Raw genomic sequence first — 26,718 nt, 5'->3', positions numbered from 1 at the left:
TATGGACGTCGCCAGTCCCATCGCATCGAGCACCGCCGGTCAGTCGCGCGCGGATGCCGATCGCTGTTTTACAATCACGATGGGGACTAATCTGGCGACAAAATGGGCCTCGGACGGCACGATGGCGGCCGCCGACGCGAGCGGTGGCCGCGCCGTACCGCATCGCGGCGCCGATCGCCCACCGGCCACGGGGTATGGCCAACCAGCGTAATCGATGAGTAGCTCCCAACATCCGGTCGCCTTAGAGATCGAGCAGCTAGTCGGCGGCTCGACCAGACTGCTGGCGACCGTCATGTTCCTGCCCCTGCTGGACGGCATCTTCCCAGCGCTCGTGCTCGCGGGGGCACTGGACTCGGCCGCCGGCATCCTGCAGGTCGGCCTGCTCGTGTTCGGCGGCAGCGCGACCGTCGCGGTCATCCTCGCGGAGATGGACGGCTCGCCCCGCGAGCAGGCGACGACCGTGCTCATGGTCGGCATCCCGTTGCTCGTGCTCGCCGCGGTCGAAGCCGCGATGGCGCCGACGATCGCGAGCCTGCTCGATATGGTGATCTTCGAGCGCTTCGCCGCACTGGTGATCCTCGCCGTCGCGGCTCAGACCGCGAGCGCTCGCGTCGGCGAACTCCTTCCCCGACCGGCGGTCATCGTCGGCCTCGGGCTGTTCGCCAGCGTCGATGTCGGCGGACTGCAGGTCGCGCTGGTCACGAACCCCGAACTGGTCGCCCGCGGCGTCGCCGCGGCCGGCGTCGGCGTCGGCTTCGCGCTGCTGGTGGCCTTGCTGGCCCCGACGCTGCGAGACGTGGTCCACCTCGACCGGTTCCGCTTCGGCAGCGCCGTCGCGCTGGGCCTGCTCCCGCTGTCGCTGCTTGGCTACACGTTCGGCGACTTCGCACCGCTTGCGGTGCTCGGCCTGACGACGCTGTTCGCGCTCGACCCGAACGCGGCCGAGGACGCCCCCGAGCAGGTCACCACGCCCGCCGAAGTCGGTAGCACTGACGACCACCCGCTCGGCTCGCCCAGCCCGCAGGTCCCCGACGGCGGCAAGCGCGACCGCGGCTGGGACGCCGTCGAGTCCGATGCGACCGACGGCAACGGTGACGGCGAGAGCCGTGAACCGTGGCTCTGATCGACGACCGCCACGGTCTATCTTCGCAGCGGCTTCCAAGACTTTACACGCACGTCCATCCTCGGTGTAGCCATGAGCGGAAACCGCGTCGTGCAGGGTCGCATGGTGACCCCACGGAGTCTCGCCGAACTGATCGAGGACGACGATGTCATGGACGCCGAGTCGATCGAGGAAGCCGACCGCCAGTGTCCTGACTGCGGCGGCGATGTCCTCGAAGTCGTCTACATGCCCGGCGTCACCGAACTCGTCACGGGCCAGAAATGCCAAGACTGCGACTGGGCAGCGACCGACCGCGACTGACTCTCGAATCGAAACCACTTTAGGGCGGTCGGGCCAACGAAAGTCCGAGGGGTCGTGGCCAAGTCCGGGATGGCGACTGACTCCAGAGATATCCGCCCGGTGACGAACTCCACTGATATGCCGAGCGCGCGACTGATCATCGCTCGCGACGACGACGCTCTGGAGTACCGAGGCGATTCGGAGATATCAGTCGATCGGGGGTTCAAATCCCTCCGACCCCACTCAATATAAAAGTAAAGCGGAGCTTCTTTCCGCTTTCTTCGCGCCGTCTGATCCGGTAGCTGGCGGTCTATTCACGAGGTGGTCGGCGTGACGCCGACTCCGCTCTCCCGTGGCGCTCACAACCGCTGTCTCTACTGCCACTCAGCCACGCAGCGGAAGATCCGCAAGCTGTTCGGCGACAACGACGACCAGCTCCACCGCTGTCCCCAGTGCGACACCCAGAAGCGACTGCGACAAGGGTCCGGCGCTGGCGTCGACGTTGACGACCCCGACCCGGTCGAACATCCCGAGCGCTACTACGGGAACAACCTGCCGCCACAGGCCGCGATCCTATCCGACGGAGGTGAGACGGCGTGATCGTGAGGTTCATCTCGCGCTACCGGACGCGCGAGTGGACGGATGTCGAGCACCTCGAGGTCGATCGCTCGCGTCCTACCGATCGAGTCCGCCTCGAACTCCGCGAGTCTCAAGAGATCGGTTGCGACTCGACTGTCGATAGCTGGAAGCGACAGGCGGTCGGCACCGACGCGATCGAGATCGAGCCCGAAGCGGGCGAGGATGTCGAAGCCCAGCGCTACGAGTTCGGCATCAACACGATCCCCGAGGAACTGCAGGAGATCGTCGCTGCCGAGCCCGTTCGAGCCGACGGCGGGGCTGAGGAATGGGCGGCTGTCTGTCCCGAGCACGGCCGGATCCACTTGCCGACCCAGCCCGACGAGGACGTTTTCGAGAGCCGGCAGTTCTGCCGGCGCGTCGCACAGGCGCACGTGATCGATCGGCATCAAGACGAGCCGATCGACATCGAGGTGCGGCCGGCAGGAGGTGATCGCGGTGCCGAGTGATAAGTCCACGAGCGGGACTTACCGAATCGAGAACGCTCGTCTCGTCGGGCGGGAGTACAACCTTCGACTCTCTTACACGGTCGAGTTTGACCTAAACCTCTTGGCTGGCCCCGAGGACTGGCAAGCGCTCGACGAGGCCGAGCAGCGGTCGCCAGTGCTCCACTCGGAGCCGACAGACTGGGATCTCATACACCACGAGGTTGATGCAGTTCGTGAGATCTACGAGGACGATCCAGAAGCGGGCGAGATCGTCGATTGGGTCGACGAACCCAGTGCGCCGAGCGAGAGCACTTTTTGGGACGACTCGAAGCACTTCAGCGACCGTTACAGCGAGCCGGGTACTGAACAGGAGGGCGAGCGATGAACGCGACCCACAGTGGCCGCTCGTACCGCGTCCACTGTACGGAGTGCGGCCGAGTGGTCGGCGTCTGTGATCCGTACTGCTCGCATTGCGGCGCCAAGCAGGGAGTCACGGAGCATCTCGGGAGGTCACGATGAGCCGGAGCACTGACGCCCCGGCTGACGACCGCGACCTCGAGGCCGAGGCTGCCGAGCCTGAAGCCGGACACTCGGGTATCCCCTTCGACGCGGTCTGTGTCGGATGCGGGCAACGGCGCGTGAAACGGTGCGAGCAGGACCCCGAGGACCTCACCTCGTTCAAGCACGTCTGTCACGAGTGTCAGTCCGGGACGTGGTGGAACCCAGTCCAAGCGCTGCCTGATCTGGACGGTGATGCGGCATGAGCGTCGAGACACCGAGTCAGGACATCCACCGGGACGCCGTCGTGGACTGCGAGACCTGCGAGTACCCACAGCCCAGGGCCCACGGCGCCGCCGTGATGAACGTCCTGAACGATCTTGCACCCTCGGATCGGGACCGCAAGCCGAACAGCCGCAACACGCTGTACGCTCGCGCGATCCAGTTCTGGCGCGACCAGGTCGGCGACCACGAGCAAGAGCCGTTCGTCGTCGCCGAAGATGTCGAACACGACTGGTTGCCCGCGACCGGCGCCGGCGTCGAGTACGTCTACGTGCTGACCAGCTCCCGCTGGAAGGCTGGGACCGGTGAGGGCGACGACTACAGCGCGTTCTACGACCAGCATCTCAAGCTCCGGCGCATGGACGACGAAGGGACCCTGTCGAAACCTTCCACGTCGCTGCACGTCGAGATCATGCCCCAGTACCGCGACCTCGTCTACAAGGACGGGAACAGGCTCGAATGCCCGTTCGGCGAAGGCACGAAAGTGCGCGCCTCGACGACGTGGGCCGAATCCGGCGACGAAATCGAGCGCCGGATGTACGATGCGATCCGCGCCGTCTACGGCCAGGACGCCATCGACGTGGGCCGGGATCGGAACGACGACGCCCGGAAGATTGCGAAAGCCGAGGCACACATCCGGTTCGCCATCGAGAAGAAAGCCCAAGCAATCGAGACGATCGAACAGAGCAAGCAACTCATCGGCTGGGGCGGCCACTCCGAGATCGAGGCGCACCAACGCCGGCTGCAGGAGGGGTGGTTAGAGGCACGCGTCGTCTCCGATCGGTGGGACATGCTCGGGTTCCAGGGCAAGCGCTACGACACCGGCGTGAAGATCTACCAGACGAGCGACTTTGCTGAGCGATCGGTCGACGACCCACTCCGGGATCCGAAGCTCGAGGCGTCGTTCGCCGGCGTCGACGACGGGGCGTTGCCCCACGTCGACGAGTGGGACAGCGTCCTCCAGCATCTCCGTGAAGTCGTCGCCACGCACGCCCAGTGGGCCGGCATCGAGCGGGCCGACCTCACAGCCGACGACTATTTCGACGGACCGGCGGCGCCCACGATGAACTTCGAGAAACCACAGGGGCGCCGGAATATGCTTCGGCGTCGCTACGAGGACGTGGCGACCGAGATCTACAAGGAAGCGCTCAAGACGAACACTGAAGCCGTCTACGACATCCTGAAGGTGGTTGCCGAGGAGTCCGGGGCGTCCTACGATACGCTCGAAGAGCGCACCGGACTGGCGCGCTCGACGGTCCGGTACCACGTCGCTCGGCTGGCCGAGAACGGCGTGTTCGCGCGACTCGGGAACCCGGTGCTGGTCGTGTTCGTCTCTCGCCAGCTCCTCGACCGCGCTAAGGAGATTGTGCGTGAAGTCTATCCCGACGACCAGGCCGAAGATATGCAGGAACGGGCTGAGGAACGCCGACAGCGCCGCGAGGAACGCGACGACGAGGCACGCGACCACGACGGCCTCGACGAGCCTGCCGATAGCGAGACCGACGCTCCCGACCGGGCTGGAAACGACTGGGAGTACTTCGACCTGCTGGACCTAGAGCCCCATCAGATAGCGAACGCGATCGAGCGCGGCTACCTCGAAGAGAATCACGTCCGGTTACGGATCGATCCGTACGACTGGATCGATCGCGGGCGGTCATAGCGGCCGTCCGGCCCGGTGTTCGCGCCGGCCGATAGCGACAGCACTTGCGGTTCGGTCTTTTTTACGACGTTGTTACGTATGATTGCTGAATAGTTACGTCGAGAGCCGGAGCTGACCACCGAGCAACGGTCGCCGATCGGCGTGATCGACCCGTGCGAGTTCCTTGTAGTGCCAGTGTGGACGAACACAACGACATCCAGTTTTGGCTGTAGCGCCGATTTTCGGCGTCGAGAGGCTTCGAAATCGCTGGTCTCGGGCTCTGGCTGACCCACATGGTTTGCCAGCCCCCCTTAGGGTAGTGCCCCTAAGGGGGAGAACAATGCGGCCGGACCAGAACGGTCCGGCCTTACCGCAGCCGCACCCGTGGGAGACCGAATCGGCTACTGAGGACAAGTAAGGACTATCTAACGCGGTATCTCATCATATGTTTCCCCGAGAAGCCACCTTGCCGGATATGCTTAGGAGGGGATGCGCCGCCACCCTTAACACATCTCACGTGGCCCGTGGCTCCATGTCCGAGAGCGACATCGACGACATTTGGTATCTCTACATCGGCATCTTCTTCATCGCTTGCGCGGCGATCGCGCTCCTTGCGCTGGCCGTCCGTAGCCATCTCCGTGGCATCCCGATCGGTCAGATGGCACAGTGGGTCGCTATCCTCTTAGCACTCCGCTTGGGCTGGCTGTTCGCCCGAATCGAAAAGAAGCAGCAAGATCCCGATCAGAGGACGTAGCGCCGAGCAACCTCCATGAACGCCGCCAGCCCTCCAACGATCATAACGCTCAGCGCGACCTGCTGGATGCCGCCGGGGAGGATGGTGAAGAAGATCCCGCCGAGAAGGATCGTCATCACGCTCGGCAGTGCGAGATCGTCCGCCAAGATGTAGAGCGACAGGATGATCGTGCCGCCGATGAGCATCCCGACCGTGCTCGAGCCCAACAGATCGACGTACGGAGCCAGCACGAAGTCGAACCACGAGCAGTCGTGCGACCAGAGGCAGTCGAGATATTTTTCGCTCATGTGATATCGTACCTCAGTGCAACTTCAATCAGGCCGACACCAATCACGATCTGGATGCCCCGCCCGACGATCTCAGCGAACGGAGCAGGTGCCCCGAGTGATTGCAATGTCGTCGGGAGATAGACCGGGACCATGAACAGCGACTTAAGATTCGAGAGAGCGCTCACGGCGAACGAGAGGAACCCACCCGACCCTCCTTCGTCAGGATCGATGTTGGGGTTCTGTGTTTCGTTTGCCGTATCTTCGACCTCATCGGACAGTCCGCTTTCGACACTCGGACCAGACATCGACATCATCCCGAGTCCGGTATAGAGCGTGATGATGAGCCCTAAGCCAACAGTGAGCGCTATCAGCGGCATCACCCTCATAGGCCAACACCTCCTTCTCCGACTTTGAACATCACAGCGACAACTCCTGCACCGAACAGGAATGGATATGGGATCGACGTGATTCCGAGCATCGTCAGCACGAACGCGATCGCCACGATCGCTATCGCGCCCGTCCTCGAGAGTGCCCCTCCGAACAACCCGGCCAGCATGATCAGTCCGGACATGCCCAGCACCTGAAGGAACGTCGCGCCGAGCGGCAGGTTCAGCGGTCCGACACCGCCGACCATCTTCGTGCCTCCGATTGTCTGTCCGCTCCGTTCGGCCTCCCACGTCACTGCGTAGCTCTTGTTACTCGGCAAGTTGATCACCTCGCTGTAGGTCGTCGGGTCGAAGACTTCGACAGGGCCATGCACGACTGCCGACTCGTTGCCCGCAACGTGAATCGAATACTCCAGTCTGGAAGTCTGAGCGGCAGTATCCTGATAGCTCACTCGCACCTGCGTGACGCTATCATCCTCGGTCTCCTCGGTCGTCGCAGTGAACACGTAGCCCTGATTGTCCGGCGCCTCAATCTCAATCGTGCCGATCGTCAGTTCGACCAGCCCAGCGCGCTCTGCTTGGTACGATCCGAGTGATCGGATCCGACCGTCTCGGCCCTCGACGAGGATCCGGTATCGATCGCCAGATGCCAGTGTCGTCGAGACGCGCCCGGCGGCGCCGAAGTCGTTCCCGGCGATCACCTGATACTCAGACGTGTTGTTGCCGACCGGGATCGGCTTCTGGATCAGGAGCCGCGACTCGCTCACCGGGAAGTTCCCGGTCCGGTCGTCGATCGTGAAGTCGTTCTCGACGGCCTCCGACGACTCGTTGAGGAGATACGCCGTCTGTTGCTGCGTGATGTCCCGGAGGATCAGCCGCCGATCGTAGTAGCCCTCGACATCCATCGAGATCACGAGCTCCGTCGTCGCCGGCAAGTCGGTGAGGTCGACCACGCCGGAGGTCGTCGTCTTGGTGACGACCTGCTCGGATCCTTCGTCGAAGAACCGAATCGTCGCGCTGGCGTTCGTCCCGTTGATGAGCTCCTGCGTCTCCTCGTCCCGAAGCTCGAGGTTGCCCGGCACGTCGAACTGGTAGATGTCGGAGGTCATCTGGACGCCGTCGTCGTCAGTGACGCGGACGTACCAGCGGTTCGTCCCCGTCTGGATCGAGGACCACGTCGTCGACGCTCGGCCCTCGCTGGTGAGCATCTCCGAACCGATGATCCCGCCCTCCGGATCGCGGAACGTGACGTTCACCGACCCACCATCGTCGAACGTCGGATGGTCGACGTGGACCGAGAGATCGGTGGAACCCTGCTGGTTGATCACCGACCCGTCCTCCGGCTGGGGCTGGTCGACCACGACCTCGGTCGACTCGAACGAGACCGTCGTCGAGCTGCTGAACGAGAGCGTCGCCGATCCGTTGTCGTCGGTCCAGACAACGTCGTGGACGCCGCCGGAACCGTTGACCACGCGCACGTACTCGTTGCTCGGCAGGTCGCGCACCGTCACGGTCGAGGCCGCCGATGTCGTCACGGCGAGATCCGACTGGCCGTTGTCGAGCGCAACGTCGCGGAACTCCAGTCCTGTCGCGGCGCCCTCGACAACGATCTCGTTCTTGCCGTCCATGTCGAGCGTCATCGCGTGGTCGCCGACATCGAGCTGGGAGAGCCGCGTCCACTCACCTACCTCGTCGACGCGTACGTACGTCGGCCCCGGCGAGGAGATCGTGCCGTGCGGACTCAGGTCAACGGTGTTGTCGTCGGGGAACGGCTGCTGGGCGGTCGCGTTGATGTCCTGCCCGAGAACCACCTCCGGACCGTCGCTCGCGTTGTAGTGGACTCCCGAACCGACGTGGTACATCTCGATGACTGCAGCGGATCCCAGCGCGACACCGACGACTACCAGCAAGCAAGCGACGACGATTCGACGACGGTTACGATTCTCTTCTGCCATTGCGATCTCCCGTAAAAGCCATTGGCTGATCTGGCAACGTCTCGAACGTTCAAAACTCGTAAATTGGGAATCCGATGGGAATCGCTTGCCAGACTCTTACCAGCAGAACGGAGAAGTGTCGGACGCTGGATTAGAAGTCGAGTGGTAAGTACGTCTCAGTAATTACGGGTCGCCGTTCTCTGTCACCGCCCCGTCAAGGATAAGATCGCCCGATTCTGTCAGACGAGCGAGCTTGTTACCATCTCCGTCATAAAAGACGGTATTGTAGCCGCTCCCGCCCGCTTCGAAAAACTGGATACGTTTATTATTTGTCGCGTCGCGGACTTCAACATCTCCGTCGGGGCGGTGGTAGATGGCATCAACGAGGTCTCCGCCACGCGTCACTGTCGGGACCGTTGGGCTAACAACTCCTCCTGTGCGCTGCGGGTCCACCGCAAAATCGCCTCCGTGCGAAGGACCGATCCGGCGATGTTCAATCCGCCCCGAAACGTTAACCCACGCATCGCCGGTAACGCTGCCTAATGCGTTGACATCTCCTGTTTTCAGAGTCCCGAACTGTTTCGTCTGTCCCGCAATTTCAACCAGATCAGACCCCCAGTCAAAGGTTCCTTCCAGTTTCACGGTCGTTCCGTACACATCGACTCCCACGGATCCGGTGCCTCGGCTGGTCCCTCCGATACCGCAATCGAAGCATTTCACCCCCTCACCACCATATACCGCCCAAACCGAGTTTTCGTCGTCCCACGGATTAGTCCCGACTGGGTGCGTGTATTGATGGACAGTATTACCCTGCCCCCGTCCGCCGATCGTGAACACAGAATTGGGGTTTAGCGTGCCGCTACTTCCCTGTCGCGTTATCGTCAGCCGCGAGTTGCCGCCCTCAGTATTATCGAACATATCTGCCGACTGCACCGGTGGCACGACCCAGTCCTCGACGCTGTAGTCGTCTGTCTCGTCTATCTCGATCGTGTGGTTTGCGGCGAGCCGTCGAGGGATCTTCCGGAACGCATCTTGCGGCGTTGGCTCGTCTTGAGGGACTTCAACTGTGGTCGTTGCATCTAAGACCTCGGGACGGTCCCACGAGATAGATGTTACCGCGCCAGTCAGCGGTCCGATAGTTGCCTGCTCTGTATTGATCGAATTGACATCGAGATTGTCGGCGTTCTGAAACAATTGATCGACGTAGATCGCCTCGAGAGGATCGTCCGGCGTCCCCAGTGAGTTGGGGTAGGAGCTTTGTGCGGCCGCGGGATCGGTGGCGGCTAACGTCCCGAGCCCGCCGGCCGCCGCACTCGTTGCGGTCAGCCCGAGCGCGGACAGGACACTGCGGCGCGAGACGCCGCTGGACTCCTCGGTCTCCTTGCTCCGGCTCTGCTCGTTCATCTCGTCCCGGACGATCTCCCGGAGCGCCTGTTCGGTCTCGTCGTCGACTGGTGGTGTGCTCTTGCTCATGCTTCTGCTCGGATTTTGACGGTCGCAGCCAGCGTCGGACGCTTCGGGTCCGGGCTGGCCGGCAGTTCCTCGACGATGATTCGCTGAAGATCCTCTCCTGTCATGGTCCGATCCTCCGTCTGACTTCCTCACGACGCTCTTGCGACACGGTTCCGTAGATCACCCACAGCACGATCCCGACGATCATGAACGGGATGATGAACGAGGTGATGCCCTCGGCGGCGTTCAGCACCGGCGCGAACGGGCCGTTCTGGACGCCGTGGTCTCGTGCGACCTGCATCAGCTCCGCGCCCGCAGTGTCGAACACGATCCCGAGAACGTACACTGCGAGCAGGCTGAACGCCGCGGCGAGGAGCCTGTTCAGGTGTCGGCGCATCAGGGACCACCCCGCCGGAGCGTGGCCGCGGCGATCACCATCACGAGCAGCGACGCGAGGATCACGGCGGGGAACCACGTGACGCTCAGATCTGCCCAGTGTGGGAGCTGGGAGTCTGCCGGAGCGAGATCCTTGTGGACGCCGACGAGCGGCGTGGCGGCCGCATAGAAGATCGCGTACACGAGCGAGCCGAACCCGAGGAGGCCACCCGCTCGGAGCCACGTGTCGAACGACGCCATTCAGTACCACTCCTCGAACGGATCGTCGACGTTCTCGTTCGCCTGTCCCGACCACTCCGCGAGCCAGTCGTCGTCAGCCTCGAGGTCGGCGGCGTTCGACTCGAACATCTCTTCGGCTGGCTGGCTCTCCTCCTCGAGGGCGCCGCCGCCGAAGTCGAAGCCGGCCTCCTCCGCAGTGGAGATCGAGGTTGACCAGAGAGAATCATCGACCGACGCACTGAGTGGGCTATCGTCGGATCCGGACGCGCCGGGAAACATCAGATCGAGCGACGGAGGACGGCGTCTCCGAGAGCCGTCTGACCCTCCGCCGTAGAGATACTCGTAAGAGTAGCCCGTCTCGGTGACTGCCTCGTAGACGTTCTCGTACGCTTGCGGCGTCGCCGTTTCAGCAGCCATCTCCTGATCAAGCACCGACTCCAGTGCCGTCTCGACAGCAACGTCTTCCTCGCTCAGCACTTCCTCCAGCTCGTCAGCGGCAGTCGACTCGTCCTGGTCCTGTCCGGGGAGTGGTGCCGTTTGGCTTCCCTGTCCGACCGCTGGCTCTTCGATCACCTCCGTGTTGGGTTCGGAACTTAGGACCGTCTCTTCCAGAGTAGTCGTTTCCTCAGCTACCTCTGATGCTTCTCCTTGACCGACAACAGTCTCTTCAGCAAGCACCTCTGACTGCTGTGCTTCTTGGATACGCTCAACCGTCTCTTGGACAGTTTGTTCTTCGAGTTCTTCTTCAACTTCCACTGGCTCATAAACACGTTCGAGTGTCTCGGCATCTTCCCAGATCGCTTCACCAGCAGTTCCACCACCGAACATCTCGGGTTCGGCATCGTCAAGGAGATCCTGCTGTGCCTCCCGTTCGGCCTCCGCGGTACTTCCCAAGCCTTCCTGAATGGCGGTCAGTTCGTCCTGAGACTGGTCTTGGATCTGCTCCTCGACATCTACGGATCCTTCTGGATCGGTCCCTGCGATGTCTTCAGCCGGAATGAGGATATCGTCCTCTTGTTCCTGTTCGCCCAGTTCACCGATCGTGATCTGACCAGTATATTGCCCCGCGGCCTCGATTGTCGGGACGCTCTCTCCGCTGGTCGGCTGTTCGGGTTGGCTCGGAACAGAGACTTCTGACTGCTGAACCATCTGGTCGGTCGCTTCCAACTCCGAGGAGACCATCGTCTCGCCAACGCCGACCTCGGCCCCACCGAGATCTGTGTCCGAGGGCGCCTCGAACTCGGCCGACCGCTCTTCGGTTGGTGCCTCGATCTCCGGCTGGTCCTGCTCGGTCGGGAGCTCAAACTCGGAGCGGCGAGCGGCGTCGAGCGCGAGGCCGCCAGCGACGAGCCCGCCGACCGCAAGCCCAGTACCCGTCGACACCGGTTCGGGCGTTGCGACGCCAGCCGCTGCCGCGGTGAGCGCGGCCTGCTGGGTCGATCCGGGGGAGACGCTATCGCGCACCGAATCGATACGGTTCTGTGCGCTCTCGACGCCGCCCTCGAAGTCGGATCGGAGCTGCTGCTCGGCTTGCTCACGGAACTGGCCGATCTCGCGCGACAACTGACTGGCCGCGCCACGTTCTCGAACCTCTTGCGCGCGCTCGATCTGCTCGAGGCCTGCGGACTCGTTGTTGATCCCACTCGAATCCGACTGCGGCGAGAGGTCGATCGTGTCCTCGGCCGGCACTTCCGCACTCGCAACGAACTCACCGTCTTGGCGCTCGATCGAGACCTGCTCGGGATCGACGCCCCACTCGAACGCCGCACGCTCGCGGACGAGATCTTCCTCGGCACCCTCGCGGAGATACACCTCGCCGCTGCCCGTGTTCACGATGAAGTCGTCTCGATCGAAGCCGGGCGCCTGCTGCTGGACCGCCCCGCCCGTCATGCTCTGGGCGGCATCGCTCCGCTGGTCGCCCGGGTCCGTGGAGAGTTCGCTTCGGATCTGGTCGGGATCGGAGACGCGTACGACGCCCTCTCCAGTGAGATTCGCTACGAACTCGTTGCCCTGTTGCTCGACCGTGACCTGCTCCCGCGTGATGTCCTGATAACCGGCAGAGACCTGCTGCTCCAGATATTCCGCCTGTTCCGACGGGTTCGCAAACGTCGCCCGGAACTCGCCGTCCTGCCGTTCGACGGTGATGTCCGCCCCGGTCTGCTCTTCGAGTTGGGATTCGATGCTTGCACGCGGATCACTGGTCTGGGCGACGACGGAGCCGCCCGCGACCGCCTGGTAGGCGCCGCTGTCGCTCCGACGAACCGTGACATCACTCTGGTCGAGGTCGCCAGAGTTGGCCGCGAACTCCCGAAGGTCAGATCGGATCCGCTGCTCGTCGACCGTCGAGATCGGCTCGTTGCGCTCGAGGCGAGCGACCTCCTGCGAGGAGACTTCGATTCGCTGTCCAGCATCTGCAGGATCGCTTTGAGCGGCCGCACGCGCAACGTCGGTTGCGACCTCTTGCGCTTGCTCGATCGTCTCATTGGATGCCGATCGGGAGACCGCTTCAGATCCTGTTTCGGAGACCTGTTCGCTCGCGCTCTCGGCAGCCCCCGCGGCATCCTGTGCTGCCTCCGACAGCGGATCCGTGATGGGTTCGGCCGTCTCGCGCACCGCATCGATGACTCTCGATGCTGGGCCCTGCTGATCGGGCTGTGATCCGTCTGGCTGGCTGGACGAACTGCTCTCACTCGACGAGGATCCGCTCGACGACCCAGAGGCATCGGACTGGCCAGACGATTCGTTCTGGTCAGATGCCGCATCCTGCAGTTCATCGATCGTGTCGGAGACCTGTTCGCCCGCGCCCTGGACGGCGTCACTGGCGCGATCGCGGACACGGCCCCAGATGCTCACAGGATCCCACCTCCGAGCAGCACGTCGGGCTGGACCCAGAGGCTAACGCCGATGCCACCGGTCGCCGCGCCGGCCGCGCCGCCCGCAACCTGTGCGGCCAGCGCCGGGCCAAACAGGCCCAGAGCGACGCCGCCGAGAACGAGCGCCGCGGTACGGATCGCCTGCTTGCGATACTGGTCCGGATCCATCTCGGAGAGCCGACCGCGATCCTCCTGCTTTTTCATCGCCTCGCTGGAGGACTGCGACCAGTGGAGTTCGTACCCCTTCCGCATCGACACGATCCAGCCGGTGGCTCTGTCGAGCGGGTTGCGTGCGTCGACGAGGACATCGTCAAACGTCTGGTGCATCTCGTCGTCACCGCCGTCCGCAACGACCTGCTGCGGCGACTGGTAGTCGACTTCCTCGAGGCCGTCCGATGTCTCGCGGACTGGCTGGACACGGTCCCAGAAGTTCAGATCAGCCGCCTCGGCGACACGGGCGGCGATCGGTGACGCCAGCTCGTGATCGTCGGCGACTCCCACGACGACCGGCGCGTCGCCCAGCCGGAGTGGCGAGAGCTCGGAGAGCGTCCATTCCTCGTCGTTGTTCGTCCGAACGACGCCCTCTTCGCGGTCGATCTCTGCCGGTCGCGGCACGAGGTAGCCATCGCCGTAGATCGTCAGCACGATCACCGCGGCGCCGGTCTGTTTGTAGAGCTGTTCGGTGCCGTTCTTGATCATCCCGCGATAGATCTTCGACCGGCCGGGGATCCACTTCAGGATGCCCTTGGCGACGCCGATCGCCAGTAGCCCCAGTTTCAGCAGCACCCACATCGGCACCGCACCGATCGACTCGCCGATCGACTTCGCCCATTCTGTTCTGTCTGATTCGTCCTGGTCGTCATCCGAGGGATGGATCTCCTCGGCGTCTTCCAGTTCGTCGAGAAGATCGTCGTCGTTGTCACTCATGTTATCCGAACACCTTGCCCAGCGTCTTGCGGACGCGTCCCTTGCTGCCGCCACTGCTGTCGTCGCCGCCCTGCTCGCGCCGGTACACTGCGGTCGCTTCGGTCAGTGCACTGACGCCACGACCGTCCTTGCCCAGCGACTGCATCGCCGTCTTGACACCCTCTGCCTCCCGTGTCTGCCGACGTTCCCAGTCGGTCTGGCCCATCTTGGCCGTCTCGTCTGGACGAGTGTTGACATTCTGTGCGAGCTCGAGCAGCGGGCCGCGACAGAGCCGGCCCGCATTCTGTTCGGCGATGACGCGATCCGCCTTGTTTTCGTTCAGCCAGCGATGACGGCGGTGATCCTCCGCGGTCTCGTTCGCCAGCGGCCAGACGCCCGAGAGTTCCGCGCCGAGCTCTTCCTCCAGCCACTCGGGTACGTCCGGATCGCGGAACTTGTCGATGAAGTCCGGCCCGCTCATCTCCTCGACGAGTTCTTCGGCCTGTCTGGCCGATTGCTCCGCCATCGCTCGCTGTCCCTGTGCGTCTTCTTGCCGCCGCTGAACTTCGTCCATATCTTGTTGGCTCATGCGAGATCACCCGCTTCTTCCTCCACATCGGTCTCCGGGTAGACGCCGATCAGCGCACCCAGAAGCGCCACCCACGACAGCACCGACAGCGCGGCGAACAGCCACCGCGTCGCGCCGATCGAGATCGTCGTCGCGCTCTGTCCGACCACCGTGATTTCGGGGGTGAGCGCGAGCAGCGCCCACGCCGTGCCCGAGACTGCCGCGGCGAACACGACCGCCTCCTCGCGGACGGCGTAGACGTAGGTCCAGACCGTCGCAAACGCGATCGTGGCGACGAAGAACCAGCCCCACGTCATTTGAGTACCCCCAGCCAACTGATCAGGACGACGGCGCCGATGATCAGCAGCGCGTAGCCGAGGAACGGCGACAGCACGCCCAGCAGCGCCAGCACGCCGCGCGAGGTCTCGTCAGCCGTCACGTACGCGTACGTGATGTTGACCGCCGATCCCGCGGCGCTGCTGTTCGCGGTCGCACGAATCTCGGCGTCCTGATAGTCCATCTTGTAGTCGGTGCCCCGATCGAGGACGGTGCCGTTGTCGGTGCGGACCGTCTCGTTCGCGTGGACGCGTACGACCTCGTCGGCGCGATCGAGGTCTGTCCACGTCGAACTCGTCAGCGTCTGGCTCTCGTTGTCCACCTGTGCGGTGCTCGTGACCTGATCGGTCTGTGTGCCGACGGCGCCGCTCATCATCGCCACGAGAAACACTACTACGACTACGACGGTCCAGAGACCACCTTTCATAAAATCACCCGGAGGGGAGTCGTTAGACTACCTCACCGGCCTCCGCCGAAGCCGCCCTGGAAGAAGCGCATGACGGCGCTGGCCGCGATGACGAGCAGGCCGACGACCAGCAGCACGACCGAACTGACACCGGTCGTCTCCAGGGCCTCGACGATGGGGTACCACGTCGAGTTTTCCTCGATGTTGATGGCCGCGTAGACCTCGGTCAGCACGAGCGTGATCACGAGCAGCATGATCAGCGCGCCGCCGATCATCCGGGCCTCGCGCATCACGGCAGTGTCGTCCTGCATGAAGCCCATCTTTTCGTTACGGCGCTCTAGAAGCGCCACCTTGATTTCCAGCCAAGCGAGACTGGCGTAGCTTCGGCCCGTGCTCAGCATCGACGCGATGCCACTGAGGAACATCATCATCACCGCCATCACGGCGGATTTACTGTCTTGCGACATGAGATGACCGTCCACCTCTCCGTCGTTTAAAATTCGCAATTAGGGAACCAGAAGGTAAGCCTCTGCCAGATACTTCCCACAAAGCTCCCATTTAATAGCCCTCACGTGGCCCGTCGCCGTGTCATGGGAGCAGGTTCAGCAGAAACCGACCGTAGAGACTCGGCGACTGCATCGACCGCGCGGAAGACAGGATCGATCGACGATCTCGTCGCCGATCCGAAAGTCCGCCAACTCCAGCATAGCTCGTCGGCGTCGTACCGAACCTCGGTCAGCGAGAGCCACATCGACCACATCGGGATCGACGGCGGCGATCCGATCCAGATGCTACTCCACCCCGGCCACAAGCCGATCCTGATCGACGAGGAGTGCATCGTGATCCGACCGCATCCGGAGGCTCCAAGCGATGACTGACGACGAGCACGAGAACAATCGCGCGGCGCGCATGGTCTACGACGCCCTCGAGGAGATGCATCGGCGTCGCCGCGAATACTGGCGCTCGAAGTCAGTCGGTGCCGTGACGAAGAACCTGCAGGCCGCGCTGCAGGGTTCGGTCGTCGACGTTCACGACGAACTCCGGCCGCACAAGCACAAGGTCGACGAGCAGTGGGACGAGCACAACCTCGACGCGCTTCCCGAGCTGGCCCAGAGCAAGATCCGCGACCCGAGCGTCTCCACGAAAGGCGGGCGGGTGACGGTCAGTCAGTCGACCAAGCCCTACCGGATCCAGTGTCGTCGGCTCGTCCGGTGGAGTTGGGCGCTCGACGAGATCGCGCGCGACCTCGGCTTCGAGGCGCCGACCAAAGAGGAAACGCCATCGGACGAGGCGGACCTGGACGACCTCGCGTGGTTGCTCCACGTGCGCGGTCAGGACGAAGCGCTGGAGCGGCTTCCCGACGACTACGCCGACAAGTTCCGGACCGACTTCGAGGACGCCGACGAGGAGGGTGGTGAGGCGTGAGCGCCGCCGCTTCTCCTGATCCGGAGGACGGACCGCCAGAAGTCGAAGAGCGTGAGGACGTGCATGATGGGCCGCCTTGGACAGGCCCGTTCTTCGAGTTGTTAGGCGAGCGCAAGCGACAGGAGCGCGACCTGAAAATCATCCTCACAGCGAAGGACGGCGAGACCGGGATCGGCAAGTCAGCCTGTGGAACGTTCGTCGCCAAGATCGGCGACACGTCGCCCGGCGGCTTCAACGCCAAACTGAAGGCGACGCTCGACCCGCCCGAGTATTTCGACATGTACGGGACGCTCGAGCTTGGGTCGGCGGCGATCCTCGACGAGGCCGAGCAACTCGACGCTCGCCGGTCGAACTCCCACGAGAACGTCGACGCGTCGCACGTCTGGCAACAGCAGCGCGTTCGGCAGATCGTCTCGATCCTGATCCTGCCCTCGCCCGAGGAGATCGACTCGCGCATGGAACGTCTCGCCGACGTGTGGATCAACGTCGAGCGTCGCGGGCGGGCTCGGGTCTACCGCAAGCGTATCCACCCGATCAAGCGCTCGGTCTACTACGAGACGATGCAGACGTTCGAGTTCCCGAACATGGACAAGGACCCGGACTACCAGGCGCTGTCGTCGATGAAGTCCGAGATGATCGACAACCCCGAGAGCGACGACAACTGGATGCGCAAGAGCGAGCACGAACGGAAGAAAGATCGTGCCGTCAAGCAGGCCAAGCGCGAGGTCCGCGACAAGCTGTTGACATCGCTCTACAAGGACGCCGGCATCGGTGCGCCGGACCTTGCGAGCGCTCCTGCGGTCGAAATCACCGACGGACGCATTCGACAGATCGCTTCGGAGCGACGCTAACGCCATGATGCCAGAAACCACACGACGGCGCCGACGTGGCAGAACGTTAGTAGTAGGCGCGAGGCCCATAGTTAGATATTTGCACGTATACCGGAAGCTGGTCGCTCGATTACTGAACGGGCGGAGGCCGGGTCCCCGGGGGGCCGGCAGGAGGTGGTCCCGGTGAGACACCAGATCGTCACTCCCGGACTCATGCTCTACCTGTTCGTTCTCCTCGGCGCGTTCACTGGTGCGACAGTAGGGTACGAAGCAGACACCGCTGCGAACGCGACGGTCGAGTACGACGACGGCGAGCTCCGGATGGGCGACGAGACGATCAACGCCTCGTTCAACTCGTCCGAGACCGAGTCGACCGAGCCCGACTGGGTACGCGAGCTCGACGAGCGCATTCCGGACGCTCCCACGCTGATACCGGAGAAGTACACGCGCGCATTTGCGAAGACCGTCTACGACAGCGGGTTCACCATGGTGGCCGAGATCGCCGGTGTCACCGCGACGATCGTCTACCACAACCAGTGGTTCCCGCGGTCGCTGCTGAACGTGGTGTTCGGTCTCGGCTCGATCGCGCCGATCGGCTACGCGGTCTATCGCGTGGGTATGCTGATCAACGGGGTGCAATCATGAAACTTCAAAAACCGACGGTTTGGACTGTTGCATCGATTCTTACCAACAAAAAGACGCTCGTTATCATGATGATCGCGGCGATCAGCGTGACTGGTGTGACGAACGGATTCGCCGCAGCCCTCGAGGTATACGAAACCGCACTCATGGCGCTCGGCGGACTCTGGGTCGTCGAGCAGTGTCAGCAGATGGTTGCGGACGAAAAGAAGCGGCTCGGAGGCGCGTCAGCAGCACAGCAACAGGAGGACGGTCAGTCATGAGTTGGAGAAACGCATTACGGGCAGTAGTAGCCGCCGTGGTGATAATGACATTCGCCGTAGCGATGCTGACCGTGGTAGGCTATCCGAGCTACCTCTCCGAGGTCGGGAATCAACAGGCCTGCGAGGAGGCCTACGGTGAAAATGCGACCTACATCGGCGACACTGGTGCAGGGTTCGAGTTCGATGGAGCACTGTGCAAAACGGATGACGGCCTCCACATCGTCGAGAGTCAGAATGCGCCGGTGAGTATCGAGACGTTCACGAACTACCTTTCGGCAGGGCTGGACGGAGAAGCGTGAGGGACAGTCAACAATGAGCAGCGACTTCAGAAAAGCCGCACGAGCAATTGCGGTTACTGCGCTGGTCGTCATCGGTACCCCGCTAGTTCGGGGGATCGAATGGTTCCGTAAGACGTGGAACAGTAGTCGGCAGGAGGGCAGTCAGCAATGAAGAACGAAACCAACCACTTCGACGAAGCTGAGGTGAATCGACTCGTCCAGAAGATGTTCGAGAACGCGATGATCGCCATCGTGCTCTGTGTGCTGTTGGTCGGTCAGGCACAGTTAGCCGCCGACACAGGAGCGTCGATCGTCACTAACGAGCACTACTACCTTGCAGCCCTTGCCGCGGTGACGTACGGACTATTTCCCACGGGGCTCTGGGTGCAGCACATGATAACCACAATACTCAGCGGGCCGGAGGAATCATGAGCTCGAACGACGGTTCTGGGAAAGATAGTCTATCCAGAGCCACCAGCGTGACCAGCGTCCGTCGTCGTCGGTCGCCCATCCAGCCGCTGTCGCTGATCGCGTGGACATCCGGGACGGGGATCGTGGCGCTGTACCTGACGCGGTTCATCACCGGGACCGGGGCGCAAGTGATCGGCGGCGTATTCATCTGGGGCCTGCTGTTCTCGGTCCCGCTACTACTCGCCGAACTGCGTGCTCAGGCTCAGGAGGTCGATGGGCTATGACGGGACTATTCGATGTCTTTTTGAAAGCGTTCGCTGCTGGTACGGTGATCGGACTGGTTTGGATAGCACTACGCGCAGGCGCTCTCTAATGATCCTTATCAGAATCGTTGTGGCCTTGATCGGCCTCGCGTTGATGATCGTACCGTTCATGATGATCGAACAGTTCATTGCGTTCCTGCCAGCAGCTGGGATCGATACACCAGAACTACAATTCATGTTCACGGCCGGCTTCTTGCTTTTGTGGGAGATGCTGGGCGTGACGATGCTGTTCGGAGCTATCTTTGGGCGTCGACGGCAAAGAATCGCGGCCTAATCCACCTTCGATGCAACATGCTTGAGACACTAATCGAACTCCCGCAAACGTACTGGGAACTGGTTGCGCTCGTCGCAATGATCGGCGGGCTGTACACCGGACACCAGCGCGGATACCGAAGTGGGTACGACGACGGGTACGAGGATGGCACCGACGGAAAACTGCACAAACGGAAGGCTCGGAACCTAACACGATCTGACTGACATGCACGACACTGACAGCGAAACGGCGAAGTGGAAGCGTCGCGAGCGCTCGCTCGCAGCCGGTCTGGTTCTCTGGGCGCTCTTCGTGAGCGCCTACGTCACGCTTTACCCGGAGCAGGCAGCGACGTGGCTGACGACGCGATCGTCACTCGTGGTGGCCGGAACGATCATGGTCAGCATCGGCCTGTTCGGCGGCATATGCGATAGCGCAATGGCGCTGGCAGCTCGATGGGTAGAGCCGGACGACGAAGAGGATCTCACGAGCGTCCCGTGGGATGAAGAGTAATTTCCCATCGATGAAAGACAACAACGACGACGTAATCGAGCAACGAGAGTTTGAGGCGGAGTACGAGGGCCTCACTACACCGTGCCCGTTCTGCGATCCAGACGACGAGGACGGCCCTGGATACCAGCCTCGCGTGAATCTCTCACTCGGCTTCTGTCACGAGTGCGGCGCCGAGTTCGACGTAATCGTTCGCTGGAAGGACGACGCCGAGTAAAATTCCATGAATGCAATCAGACGCTTTTTGGAGCGAGAAGGCCTGTACGGCACAGTTTATCTAACTTCGTTGATTCTCGGCTTGGCTGGTATCACTGTTGGGCTATGGTACTGGAGACTGCGTATCGCGTTTGCCGGCGCCGCTCTATTGGGAATTGCTCTGGGGCTTGGTGTGCACAGACTACTGACCGACATTTTTGAGAGTCAAGAACGCATTCGGCATGAATAGATCACTTTCACCGCGGTCAGCGTACGCTTTTCTGTTCTGATAATCCGGTACGCCGACGAGCACGACATCGAGCACGACGAGGAGTTGAATCCAGAAATCAGATCGTCTCGAAGTGATCGTACTTCCGCTCGGTCGTGAGGATCGTCGCGTGACGGAGTCGGTTCCGGACATCGTAGAGCGTGTTCCCCTCCTCGGCTCGAAGCATCCGCCACGCGACGCTGTGCCGGAGCGTGTGCGCCGAGACATCGTCGGGTTCCCCGCGTCCCGCGTACGCGAACGGTTGAACGTCGGCGCGGCGTGCCGCCCGTTTCACAACGTCGTTGATTCCCTTCCCGCTCATCCGGTCGGACTTTCGGCTCGGGAACAGCGCCGCGCTGTCATCGTCACGGGCGCCGAGGTACATCCGAAGCGTTCGGACGGTTCGGAGATCGCCGCTCGGGTCGAGTTGGAACGTCGCGGCGCTCGGGCTGTTGTCGTTCGGGTAGTCCTTCTGGATCGACGCTGGGATCCGGAGCTGCTCTTCGTCGAGGTCGAGCATCGCTCGATCGACCTGGACGAGTTCGCCGCGACGGAGGCCGGTGTCGTAGAGCAGCGTCACGATCGCGTCGTCGCGGGGGCCGTGGCGCCCCTCGTGTGCGGCGTCGCGCATCGCCTCGACCTGATCTGGCTTGAGCCAACGAATGTTCGAGTTTGTCGAGCGGCCGGCGCTGGGGTTGGTCGACATATAAAGGAAGTCGGCTGCCACACCCTTGAATGTACGTTTCTGTTAGTAGAATCGTACCTTCGAGTAGGTGCCAACTGACCAGTTTCACTTTCACTCCGCCCTTGAAGAATGCCTTTTACCCCACGTCGCATCGGCAAGTTGTGATGTCGGTCACTGGAACTACTCTGGCGGCTGATGGAAGCAGTCCTGACGACAGACACCAAACAGTCCGCATCGACCGGAGCAACGCGGTCGAGCGCTACCGGTACGTCTGTCCGAACGGCCACACCGACTGGGACCGGACGAACAACCACGTCTGGTGTCGGTCGTGCCGACAGCAGGCCGAGAACGGCGACGATGTCCATCCCGAGCACTGGGAGATCTACGACAAGAAACTGGACAAGGAGATCCCGTGGGACGCGGTCGAACTCGTCGCCGATCGTGGCAACTGGAGCGCCCAGCGGCGCCGACACCGAGCAACGAGATAGCTATTTGTTAGCTCGGTGTTTTGAGGGTTGTAATGGCGAGTTGCGACTTCTGTAGCGACGGGACGAACATGCCGTACGAGTGCGGCTACTGCGGTGGATCGTTCTGCTCGAACCACCGACTCCCCGAGAATCACGACTGTTCGTTCAGGAACGCCGAGAGCGACGATGAGAAGTGGCGCGACGAGTCGATGAGCACAGCCCAGCACCGAACCAAGGTCGTACAAGCGGGCGGGGTGCTGCGGGAAGTCGACGGCGAGGAGCAAGAGACGCAGTACGAGACCGCCGACGCACAGACCTACGGCCGGACGCCGTCGAAAGACGAGATCATCGACGATCGAAGTCCGGATGTCGCCGTCGACGGCTCGATCAAACGCGAGGACGAGCAGGACGCCGAAGACGAGGTCGAGGAGAGCGCGGGCGGGCTGACGCTCTGGACCGTCGCAAAGGCGATCGGCGTGATCGCGTTCCTCGCCGTGTTCGTCTGGCTGGCCGTGATTTAGCTCTCCTACCACGTGGTTATTTGTTAACTCAGAATAGTCACCAGAGCAATGACTGATCGTCGACCAGACAAGCGTTTGAGGTTCCGATTGCGGCGTCGGCCGTTCCTCACGATGTTGGGTGTTGGTGGTGCAGGAGCAGGTGCTGCTGGGTTTCTTCGTTACGATGGTGATCTCCAGAAAGCACGCGCAGACATTCTCGGATACTCTGACGAGGGACACCACGAGTTCGGGTTCTTCACGAGTAAATTCGAGAGCGTCAAGTGGAAACCGGACGGGACGCTGGTTGTCACCTTCGAGAACACTGAAAGGATGAACGCGATCGCACTCTACGGACCGAACCAGAACGCTCCCGATTTCGTCTACAGCGGGGAACCACCGGTGTACGAAGACAAGATGGAGATCGACGTTTTCGGATCTCTGGGGTCATTCGACGCAGTCCGGTCCGGAACGTGGCGACTTGTCGGGTACGACATTCAACTCTCTGACTACTCTCAAGACTCACAAGCATCGCTTCAGGACGCCGCCGTCTCGACGGCAAAGTTCGGTGTTGAGCCGGAACTGGAGATCGTCGGTGGGAGCGTCGACAAGGAAACGGGGGCAGCGTCGATCGAGATTGAGAACACAGGGAACGCGCCAGCATCGGTACAGGACCTTCGCATCGGTGATACTGAGAATCGAGTCGAACTTACAGGGATAGTTCCACACGGAGAGACGGCGACACTCGAAACGTCGGCACAGCCATTCAAGACCGACAACTGCGTTGAAATACCGCCATCGTTCGATGCCGAAGTCAGGGCGCTACCGGGCACAGCAACAAGTGGGACAGTCAACACGGAGTACGATGAGCCCCACCGTCGGTGCGTGATCTCTGCGTGAGCCGTCTGGTCACGAGTTAATTTTCGGGTTCTTCGAGATCGTCGGCGTCGACGTTCCCCTCCAAGTAGTCAACGCCTACGTCAGTGATCCGGTAGTAGGTCCCGCGAGTGTCTGGAATCTTTTCTAATAGGTCCTCTTCAGATAGCTTTTTCATGCGACGAGAGATTGTGCTTTTGCTCTTCTGGAGGACCCCTAACTGCTCAACGAGGTTCTCGTAAACTGTTCCGGGCGGAAGGACTACGCGGTCATCATCGACATCACCGAGTTCATAGAAGAACTCCAGAATGGCGACATCGGCTTCGGTCATCCAATTAACCCGGGGACGCATACCCCCGAATCCTCCTTAGCGTTCCTTAGTCGCACCGAATATGTTTCCTTACGCACCTTATGCGCCAGTTCTGAAAGATACATTGTGCAGTTGCAAGATATTGTGCAAAGGTATTAGTAGTTGGCATCTAAACGGACTGTTCACGGGATCGATACGCGGGCCTGGTCGTTCAGGTCCTCTTGAAAACCAAGCGGACCGGTGCTGATGACACCGGGTCCGCGACGCTCCCGTAGATGTGGTACGGAAGCATGCAAACGGAAGTCCACTCGGGGCATAAAAGTCCCGAACCGACCGAGGAATCGCCGACCTGCCCGCAGTGTGGCAGGGAGATCACCGCCGTGTCGACGATGGGGCCGGGCCGTCACTCCGTCGAGCCCTGCGGGCACGGCGTCGCAACGCTGACGCTGCGACAGTTTTCGGGTGTTCGGAAGTGACCAGTTTCACTTCCACTCCGGCCTTGAAAACGAGTTTTTGTACCGTAGCGTCTCGCTCAGAACACAGATCCCAGACAACTATGACCGATGACACCACAGCCGACCGACCGAGTACCGACTCCGATCGCGCCGCGTTCCTCGAGGGCGACGCGCACTACTGCGACCTCTGCTCGACGCCGTTCGAGACGCTGGGCGAGCTGGCCGACCACGACTGCAGTCCGACGGTCGCGCCTGACGGCGGGATCATCAAGATCACCCGGACCGATCTGACTGGCTTCCAGCGCGACCTCCTGGAGGCGATCGCGTCCGTCGAGCAGTCCCAAGACGAGCCGCCGTACGGACTCGAAATCAAGAATCACATCGAGGACGAGTACGGCGAGGAGATCCACCACGGCCGACTGTACCCGAACCTCGACGAGTTGGTCGAGATCGGGCTGGTCGAAAAGGGGATGCTGGACCAGCGTACAAACAGCTACGAGCTGACAGCCCGCGGCCGGAAGGTCCTTCGAGATCTCGCGGCCGCCCTGAACGAGGTGCTCGAAGCGTGAGCGAGCGAGACGAGCGCGTCGTCGAACTCGCCGAACGTCTCTCGATTCCCCGCCACGAGGCCGATCGACTGCTGGAGAACATGGAGGGCAACGATGAGCATTGACTCGGACTTCGATGTCAGCGCCGAGCATACGATCGATCCGTTGGTCTGTCCCCGTGGTCATCACGCGATCCGAATCAGCCGGAACACGGTTAGCTGTGTCACCTGCCGCGACCAGCGCCGAGAGCAATCGTCGTGGGACCGGTCGGAGGTCGTCGACTTGCGCAACGAGGATCCACCGCTCAAGGACGACAACGAGGTGCTTCCCGACGGCGGCACTGTCGAGAACGGTGCTGATTACCCGACGTGTGACCACCGTGAGCATCGAGGCGAATGCGTCCCGGCAGTCGCACAATTTGAGGGCCTTGAACCGCCCGCTGGCCCAGTTTTCCGGTACTGGGCGTGCGCCGAGCACGAACCGGACGCGCCAGCGTTGAAGCGCATTGATCCTGAGGAGGCAGATCAGGGTGATCAGTCGTGACGGGCGACGAGATCGAGGTCTGTCCGGCGTGCGATTCGTCGGCGATCACCTCGCGGTCTCGGTCGGATCACGACTTCTACTGCAACGACTGCGGGAACATGTTCGACGATCCCGTAGTCCGTGAGTCGAACAGTACCGGCGGCTGGAGCCCCGAGGCGCTCCTCGAACGCGCTGCGAAGTCGGAGGGATCGCCGTGACTGATCGCTACCGCGTCACCGGCGACCGGCCGGCGATCTCCTACGGCCCGCGTCCGCGCGGGGAGGGCTACACGCTCGCGCTGACCACCGACGACGGCGGTCGCGTCGAGATCTCGCTCGACGAGCGCGCGATGTACGAACTCTGGGTGGAGGTCCGGGGCGTGCCGTGGCCGTCGCCGCGGCGCACGACCGAGACGGATCGGATGATCCGGCAGCTCGTACATCGCGCCAACGGCGCCGACGAGGAGATGCTCCGCAGAGCGCTCGACGCGATGGGGGTGGGCGATGCAGGCTCCCGATGACCTGACGCCCGCGGAGGCGCGCGAGTACTACCTCGACGACCTCCGGGCGGACTCTTCGGACCACACGATCCGGAGCTATGGATACCGGCTCACGCAGTTCGTCGAGTGGTGCGAGGAGCACGATGTCGAGCAGGTCAGCGAGATCTCCGGCTGGACCATCGACCAGTTCAAGCGCGATCGGCAGTCGATGGGCGACGAGCCGGTGACGGTGAAGGGCAAGATGGTCGCGGTGAAGCAGCTGCTCGACTACTGCGCTCGGATCGACGCCGTCGACGAGGATCTGCCGGAGAAGGTCGACATCCCGAGCCTCTCGCGCGCCGAGGAGACGAGCGACACGAAGCTCGCCGCGGAGGACGCTCAGGCGCTGCTGGAGTACTACCGCAACGATCCGGGAGTCTACGCGACGAACCACCACGCCCTCCTCGAGGTGCTGTGGAACACGGGCGCTCGACTGAGCGGCATCCGAACGCTCGACCTCGAGGACTACTATCCCGATCGGCAGTTCCTCGACTTCAAGCACCGCCCCGAGACGGGGACCGGGCTGAAGAACGACGAGGACGGCGAGCGCCCGGTCAGCATTCCCGAGACGGTGTGCGATGTCCTCGACGCGTATATCGAGCGGGACCGCTGGGAGAAGCGCGACGACCACGGTCGCCAGCCGTTGTTTTCGTGTCGGCAAGGCCGGCCGTCGGCGTCGACGATCCGCTCGTGGTGCTACCTCGCAACCCAGCCGTGTCTTCACCAAGAGTGTCCGCACGGCGAGACGCGACCGACCTGCGAGTACCCGCACCGGAACAAGGCGAGTCAGTGCCCATCATCGCGGTCGCCACATCAGGTTCGGACCGGCTCGATCACCTGGCACCGCGATCGCGGCATTCCGATGGAGGTCACGGCCGAGCGCGTGAACGCGAGCCCGGACGTGATCGAGCGTCACTACGACAAGGCGAGCGCGGTCGAGCGGATGGAGAAACGACGACGCAAGTACGTTCAGGATCTCGATTTCGGAGACAATTCAGAACAATGACAGTGAGCAACGCAAACCGGCAGTTGAACCGCACTAAG

The 26,718-nt window shown here is 62.4% G+C and carries 44 protein-coding genes and 1 tRNA gene; 31 read left to right on the top strand and 14 right to left on the bottom strand.

From position 1 onward, the window contains the following. The first annotated feature begins 1 nt into the window (after position 1). The 10 genes from CRO01_RS05255 to CRO01_RS05215 all read left to right on the top strand — a co-directional run bounded on the left by CRO01_RS05255 (position 2) and on the right by CRO01_RS05215 (position 5,639). Complete coding sequence (locus CRO01_RS05255) at positions 2 to 211, top strand: hypothetical protein (RefSeq protein ID WP_097008037.1); 210 nt, start codon at positions 2 to 4, stop codon at positions 209 to 211. 3 nt (positions 212 to 214) lie between these two features. Further along, entirely contained in the window at positions 215 to 1,123 is a 909-nt protein-coding gene (locus tag CRO01_RS05250) for a DUF5794 domain-containing protein (protein ID WP_097008036.1), read from the top strand. Between the two features lie 72 nt (positions 1,124 to 1,195). Then, a complete protein-coding gene (locus CRO01_RS05245; protein ID WP_097008035.1) occupies positions 1,196 to 1,423 on the top strand; it encodes a DUF5795 family protein in 228 nt (75 codons plus the stop codon). Between the two features lie 48 nt (positions 1,424 to 1,471). Continuing rightward, positions 1,472 to 1,644 (top strand) — tRNA-Trp (locus tag CRO01_RS16525). Positions 1,645 to 1,732: 88 nt separating this feature from the next. Then, positions 1,733 to 2,002 carry a DUF7563 family protein gene (locus CRO01_RS05240; protein WP_143824912.1) on the top strand — a complete coding sequence of 90 codons (270 nt, stop codon included), beginning with the start codon at positions 1,733 to 1,735 and terminating at the stop codon, positions 2,000 to 2,002. Beyond that, positions 1,999 to 2,487 (top strand): hypothetical protein, encoded by a 489-nt coding sequence (locus CRO01_RS05235; RefSeq protein WP_143824911.1) that lies wholly within the window; start codon positions 1,999 to 2,001, stop codon positions 2,485 to 2,487. Before CRO01_RS05240 ends, CRO01_RS05235 begins: the two co-directional genes overlap by 4 nt. Further along, positions 2,477 to 2,851, top strand: coding sequence for a hypothetical protein (locus tag CRO01_RS05230; RefSeq protein WP_143824910.1), 375 nt, complete (start codon positions 2,477 to 2,479; stop codon positions 2,849 to 2,851). Before CRO01_RS05235 ends, CRO01_RS05230 begins: the two co-directional genes overlap by 11 nt. A gap of 130 nt (positions 2,852 to 2,981) precedes the next feature. Next, positions 2,982 to 3,230 carry a hypothetical protein gene (locus tag CRO01_RS05225; RefSeq protein WP_097008031.1) on the top strand — a complete coding sequence of 83 codons (249 nt, stop codon included), beginning with the start codon at positions 2,982 to 2,984 and terminating at the stop codon, positions 3,228 to 3,230. Then, entirely contained in the window at positions 3,227 to 4,906 is a 1,680-nt protein-coding gene (locus tag CRO01_RS05220; RefSeq protein ID WP_218839128.1) for a winged helix-turn-helix domain-containing protein, read from the top strand. The genes CRO01_RS05225 and CRO01_RS05220 overlap by 4 nt, the downstream gene beginning before the upstream one ends. Before the next feature lie 511 nt (positions 4,907 to 5,417). Continuing rightward, positions 5,418 to 5,639, top strand: a complete 222-nt coding sequence (locus CRO01_RS05215) for a hypothetical protein (protein ID WP_143824909.1) — start codon at positions 5,418 to 5,420, stop codon at positions 5,637 to 5,639. Here the strand turns inward: CRO01_RS05215 and CRO01_RS05210 are convergent. The 12 genes from CRO01_RS05210 to CRO01_RS05155 all read right to left on the bottom strand — a co-directional run bounded on the left by CRO01_RS05210 (position 5,627) and on the right by CRO01_RS05155 (position 15,851). Next, positions 5,627 to 5,926 (bottom strand): hypothetical protein, encoded by a 300-nt coding sequence (locus CRO01_RS05210; RefSeq protein ID WP_097008029.1) that lies wholly within the window; start codon positions 5,924 to 5,926, stop codon positions 5,627 to 5,629. The two genes, CRO01_RS05215 and CRO01_RS05210, sit on opposite strands and share 13 nt — an antisense overlap. After that, a complete protein-coding gene (locus tag CRO01_RS05205) occupies positions 5,923 to 6,294 on the bottom strand; it encodes a hypothetical protein (RefSeq protein WP_097008028.1) in 372 nt (123 codons plus the stop codon). Before CRO01_RS05205 ends, CRO01_RS05210 begins: the two co-directional genes overlap by 4 nt. Beyond that, positions 6,291 to 8,249: a hypothetical protein gene (locus tag CRO01_RS05200; protein ID WP_097008027.1), complete on the bottom strand. Its 1,959-nt coding sequence runs from the start codon at positions 8,247 to 8,249 to the stop codon at positions 6,291 to 6,293. Before CRO01_RS05200 ends, CRO01_RS05205 begins: the two co-directional genes overlap by 4 nt. Positions 8,250 to 8,411: 162 nt before the next feature. Further along, complete coding sequence (locus CRO01_RS05195; protein WP_097008026.1) at positions 8,412 to 9,701, bottom strand: hypothetical protein; 1,290 nt, start codon at positions 9,699 to 9,701, stop codon at positions 8,412 to 8,414. A gap of 100 nt (positions 9,702 to 9,801) precedes the next feature. Beyond that, positions 9,802 to 10,077, bottom strand: coding sequence for a hypothetical protein (locus CRO01_RS05190; RefSeq protein WP_097008025.1), 276 nt, complete (start codon positions 10,075 to 10,077; stop codon positions 9,802 to 9,804). After that, on the bottom strand, positions 10,077 to 10,316 hold the full coding sequence (locus tag CRO01_RS05185) for a hypothetical protein (protein ID WP_097008024.1): 240 nt from the start codon (positions 10,314 to 10,316) through the stop codon (positions 10,077 to 10,079). Before CRO01_RS05185 ends, CRO01_RS05190 begins: the two co-directional genes overlap by 1 nt. Continuing rightward, positions 10,317 to 13,148 carry a hypothetical protein gene (locus CRO01_RS05180; protein WP_097008023.1) on the bottom strand — a complete coding sequence of 944 codons (2,832 nt, stop codon included), beginning with the start codon at positions 13,146 to 13,148 and terminating at the stop codon, positions 10,317 to 10,319. After that, the gene (locus CRO01_RS05175; protein WP_097008022.1) at positions 13,145 to 14,095 is read right to left on the bottom strand and encodes a hypothetical protein; all 951 of its coding nucleotides are present in this window, start codon (positions 14,093 to 14,095) and stop codon (positions 13,145 to 13,147) included. Before CRO01_RS05175 ends, CRO01_RS05180 begins: the two co-directional genes overlap by 4 nt. Before the next feature lies 1 nt (position 14,096). After that, positions 14,097 to 14,663 (bottom strand): hypothetical protein, encoded by a 567-nt coding sequence (locus CRO01_RS05170; RefSeq protein WP_097008021.1) that lies wholly within the window; start codon positions 14,661 to 14,663, stop codon positions 14,097 to 14,099. Continuing rightward, positions 14,660 to 14,959, bottom strand: a complete 300-nt coding sequence (locus CRO01_RS05165; protein WP_097008020.1) for a hypothetical protein — start codon at positions 14,957 to 14,959, stop codon at positions 14,660 to 14,662. The genes CRO01_RS05170 and CRO01_RS05165 overlap by 4 nt, the downstream gene beginning before the upstream one ends. Then, on the bottom strand, positions 14,956 to 15,405 hold the full coding sequence (locus CRO01_RS05160; RefSeq protein ID WP_143824908.1) for a hypothetical protein: 450 nt from the start codon (positions 15,403 to 15,405) through the stop codon (positions 14,956 to 14,958). The genes CRO01_RS05165 and CRO01_RS05160 overlap by 4 nt, the downstream gene beginning before the upstream one ends. Positions 15,406 to 15,437: 32 nt before the next feature. Further along, a complete protein-coding gene (locus tag CRO01_RS05155; RefSeq protein WP_097008018.1) occupies positions 15,438 to 15,851 on the bottom strand; it encodes a hypothetical protein in 414 nt (137 codons plus the stop codon). A 123-nt stretch (positions 15,852 to 15,974) separates the two neighbouring features. Between CRO01_RS05155 and CRO01_RS05150 the strand changes: the two genes are divergently transcribed. From CRO01_RS05150 to CRO01_RS05095, 12 genes are all read left to right on the top strand, one after another. After that, positions 15,975 to 16,262, top strand: coding sequence for a hypothetical protein (locus CRO01_RS05150; RefSeq protein WP_097008017.1), 288 nt, complete (start codon positions 15,975 to 15,977; stop codon positions 16,260 to 16,262). Then, positions 16,255 to 16,809, top strand: a complete 555-nt coding sequence (locus tag CRO01_RS05145) for a hypothetical protein (protein WP_097008016.1) — start codon at positions 16,255 to 16,257, stop codon at positions 16,807 to 16,809. Before CRO01_RS05150 ends, CRO01_RS05145 begins: the two co-directional genes overlap by 8 nt. Beyond that, positions 16,806 to 17,660 carry a hypothetical protein gene (locus tag CRO01_RS05140; protein ID WP_218839127.1) on the top strand — a complete coding sequence of 285 codons (855 nt, stop codon included), beginning with the start codon at positions 16,806 to 16,808 and terminating at the stop codon, positions 17,658 to 17,660. Before CRO01_RS05145 ends, CRO01_RS05140 begins: the two co-directional genes overlap by 4 nt. Positions 17,661 to 17,822: 162 nt before the next feature. Continuing rightward, positions 17,823 to 18,284, top strand: coding sequence for a hypothetical protein (locus CRO01_RS05135; RefSeq protein ID WP_143824907.1), 462 nt, complete (start codon positions 17,823 to 17,825; stop codon positions 18,282 to 18,284). After that, positions 18,281 to 18,541: a hypothetical protein gene (locus CRO01_RS05130; RefSeq protein ID WP_097008014.1), complete on the top strand. Its 261-nt coding sequence runs from the start codon at positions 18,281 to 18,283 to the stop codon at positions 18,539 to 18,541. Before CRO01_RS05135 ends, CRO01_RS05130 begins: the two co-directional genes overlap by 4 nt. After that, a complete protein-coding gene (locus CRO01_RS05125; RefSeq protein WP_179747398.1) occupies positions 18,538 to 18,840 on the top strand; it encodes a hypothetical protein in 303 nt (100 codons plus the stop codon). Before CRO01_RS05130 ends, CRO01_RS05125 begins: the two co-directional genes overlap by 4 nt. Positions 18,841 to 18,987: 147 nt before the next feature. Beyond that, positions 18,988 to 19,251: a hypothetical protein gene (locus CRO01_RS05120; RefSeq protein WP_097008012.1), complete on the top strand. Its 264-nt coding sequence runs from the start codon at positions 18,988 to 18,990 to the stop codon at positions 19,249 to 19,251. Further along, the gene (locus CRO01_RS05115) at positions 19,248 to 19,514 is read left to right on the top strand and encodes a hypothetical protein (RefSeq protein WP_143824906.1); all 267 of its coding nucleotides are present in this window, start codon (positions 19,248 to 19,250) and stop codon (positions 19,512 to 19,514) included. The genes CRO01_RS05120 and CRO01_RS05115 overlap by 4 nt, the downstream gene beginning before the upstream one ends. 88 nt (positions 19,515 to 19,602) lie before the next feature. Next, positions 19,603 to 19,827, top strand: coding sequence for a hypothetical protein (locus tag CRO01_RS05110; RefSeq protein ID WP_097008010.1), 225 nt, complete (start codon positions 19,603 to 19,605; stop codon positions 19,825 to 19,827). 17 nt (positions 19,828 to 19,844) lie between these two features. Beyond that, positions 19,845 to 20,030, top strand: coding sequence for a hypothetical protein (locus CRO01_RS05105; RefSeq protein ID WP_097008009.1), 186 nt, complete (start codon positions 19,845 to 19,847; stop codon positions 20,028 to 20,030). A 1-nt stretch (position 20,031) separates the two neighbouring features. Further along, positions 20,032 to 20,316: a hypothetical protein gene (locus CRO01_RS05100; RefSeq protein ID WP_097008008.1), complete on the top strand. Its 285-nt coding sequence runs from the start codon at positions 20,032 to 20,034 to the stop codon at positions 20,314 to 20,316. Between the two features lie 10 nt (positions 20,317 to 20,326). Beyond that, positions 20,327 to 20,530 carry a hypothetical protein gene (locus CRO01_RS05095; protein WP_097008007.1) on the top strand — a complete coding sequence of 68 codons (204 nt, stop codon included), beginning with the start codon at positions 20,327 to 20,329 and terminating at the stop codon, positions 20,528 to 20,530. Between the two features lie 325 nt (positions 20,531 to 20,855). On the opposite strand, the gene CRO01_RS05090 is transcribed toward CRO01_RS05095, so the two are convergent. Next, on the bottom strand, positions 20,856 to 21,482 hold the full coding sequence (locus CRO01_RS05090) for a tyrosine-type recombinase/integrase (protein WP_097008006.1): 627 nt from the start codon (positions 21,480 to 21,482) through the stop codon (positions 20,856 to 20,858). A 143-nt stretch (positions 21,483 to 21,625) separates the two neighbouring features. On the opposite strand from CRO01_RS05090, the gene CRO01_RS05085 reads away from it, so the two are divergent. From CRO01_RS05085 to CRO01_RS05075, 3 genes are read left to right on the top strand one after another with little or no spacing between them, the layout of a single operon-like run. Further along, on the top strand, positions 21,626 to 21,949 hold the full coding sequence (locus CRO01_RS05085) for a hypothetical protein (protein WP_097008005.1): 324 nt from the start codon (positions 21,626 to 21,628) through the stop codon (positions 21,947 to 21,949). A 32-nt stretch (positions 21,950 to 21,981) separates the two neighbouring features. Further along, positions 21,982 to 22,449 (top strand): AN1-type zinc finger domain-containing protein, encoded by a 468-nt coding sequence (locus CRO01_RS17100; RefSeq protein WP_097008004.1) that lies wholly within the window; start codon positions 21,982 to 21,984, stop codon positions 22,447 to 22,449. 48 nt (positions 22,450 to 22,497) lie between these two features. Next, complete coding sequence (locus CRO01_RS05075) at positions 22,498 to 23,325, top strand: hypothetical protein (protein WP_097008003.1); 828 nt, start codon at positions 22,498 to 22,500, stop codon at positions 23,323 to 23,325. 16 nt (positions 23,326 to 23,341) lie between these two features. Here CRO01_RS05075 and CRO01_RS05070 read toward each other — a convergent pair whose 3' ends face one another. Next, the gene (locus tag CRO01_RS05070; RefSeq protein WP_218839126.1) at positions 23,342 to 23,632 is read right to left on the bottom strand and encodes a winged helix-turn-helix domain-containing protein; all 291 of its coding nucleotides are present in this window, start codon (positions 23,630 to 23,632) and stop codon (positions 23,342 to 23,344) included. A gap of 254 nt (positions 23,633 to 23,886) precedes the next feature. Here CRO01_RS05070 and CRO01_RS16245 point away from each other — a divergent pair, with 254 nt between their 5' ends. The 6 genes from CRO01_RS16245 to CRO01_RS05045 all read left to right on the top strand — a co-directional run bounded on the left by CRO01_RS16245 (position 23,887) and on the right by CRO01_RS05045 (position 26,680). Next, on the top strand, positions 23,887 to 24,087 hold the full coding sequence (locus CRO01_RS16245; RefSeq protein WP_218839125.1) for a hypothetical protein: 201 nt from the start codon (positions 23,887 to 23,889) through the stop codon (positions 24,085 to 24,087). Positions 24,088 to 24,338: 251 nt separating this feature from the next. Then, positions 24,339 to 24,635, top strand: a complete 297-nt coding sequence (locus CRO01_RS16910) for a PadR family transcriptional regulator (protein WP_245838520.1) — start codon at positions 24,339 to 24,341, stop codon at positions 24,633 to 24,635. A 93-nt stretch (positions 24,636 to 24,728) separates the two neighbouring features. Continuing rightward, the gene (locus CRO01_RS05060; protein WP_097008000.1) at positions 24,729 to 25,157 is read left to right on the top strand and encodes a hypothetical protein; all 429 of its coding nucleotides are present in this window, start codon (positions 24,729 to 24,731) and stop codon (positions 25,155 to 25,157) included. Beyond that, entirely contained in the window at positions 25,154 to 25,354 is a 201-nt protein-coding gene (locus CRO01_RS05055; protein WP_097007999.1) for a hypothetical protein, read from the top strand. Before CRO01_RS05060 ends, CRO01_RS05055 begins: the two co-directional genes overlap by 4 nt. Further along, positions 25,351 to 25,656, top strand: a complete 306-nt coding sequence (locus tag CRO01_RS05050; protein ID WP_218839124.1) for a hypothetical protein — start codon at positions 25,351 to 25,353, stop codon at positions 25,654 to 25,656. Before CRO01_RS05055 ends, CRO01_RS05050 begins: the two co-directional genes overlap by 4 nt. Beyond that, the gene (locus tag CRO01_RS05045) at positions 25,640 to 26,680 is read left to right on the top strand and encodes a tyrosine-type recombinase/integrase (RefSeq protein ID WP_097007998.1); all 1,041 of its coding nucleotides are present in this window, start codon (positions 25,640 to 25,642) and stop codon (positions 26,678 to 26,680) included. The genes CRO01_RS05050 and CRO01_RS05045 overlap by 17 nt, the downstream gene beginning before the upstream one ends. Positions 26,681 to 26,718: the final 38 nt, after the last annotated feature.

The sequence above is a fragment of the Natronoarchaeum philippinense genome (assembly GCF_900215575.1).
Taxonomy (GTDB): Archaea; Halobacteriota; Halobacteria; order Halobacteriales; family Natronoarchaeaceae; genus Natronoarchaeum; species Natronoarchaeum philippinense.
This window is presented reverse-complemented; position numbering and strand designations above follow the sequence as displayed.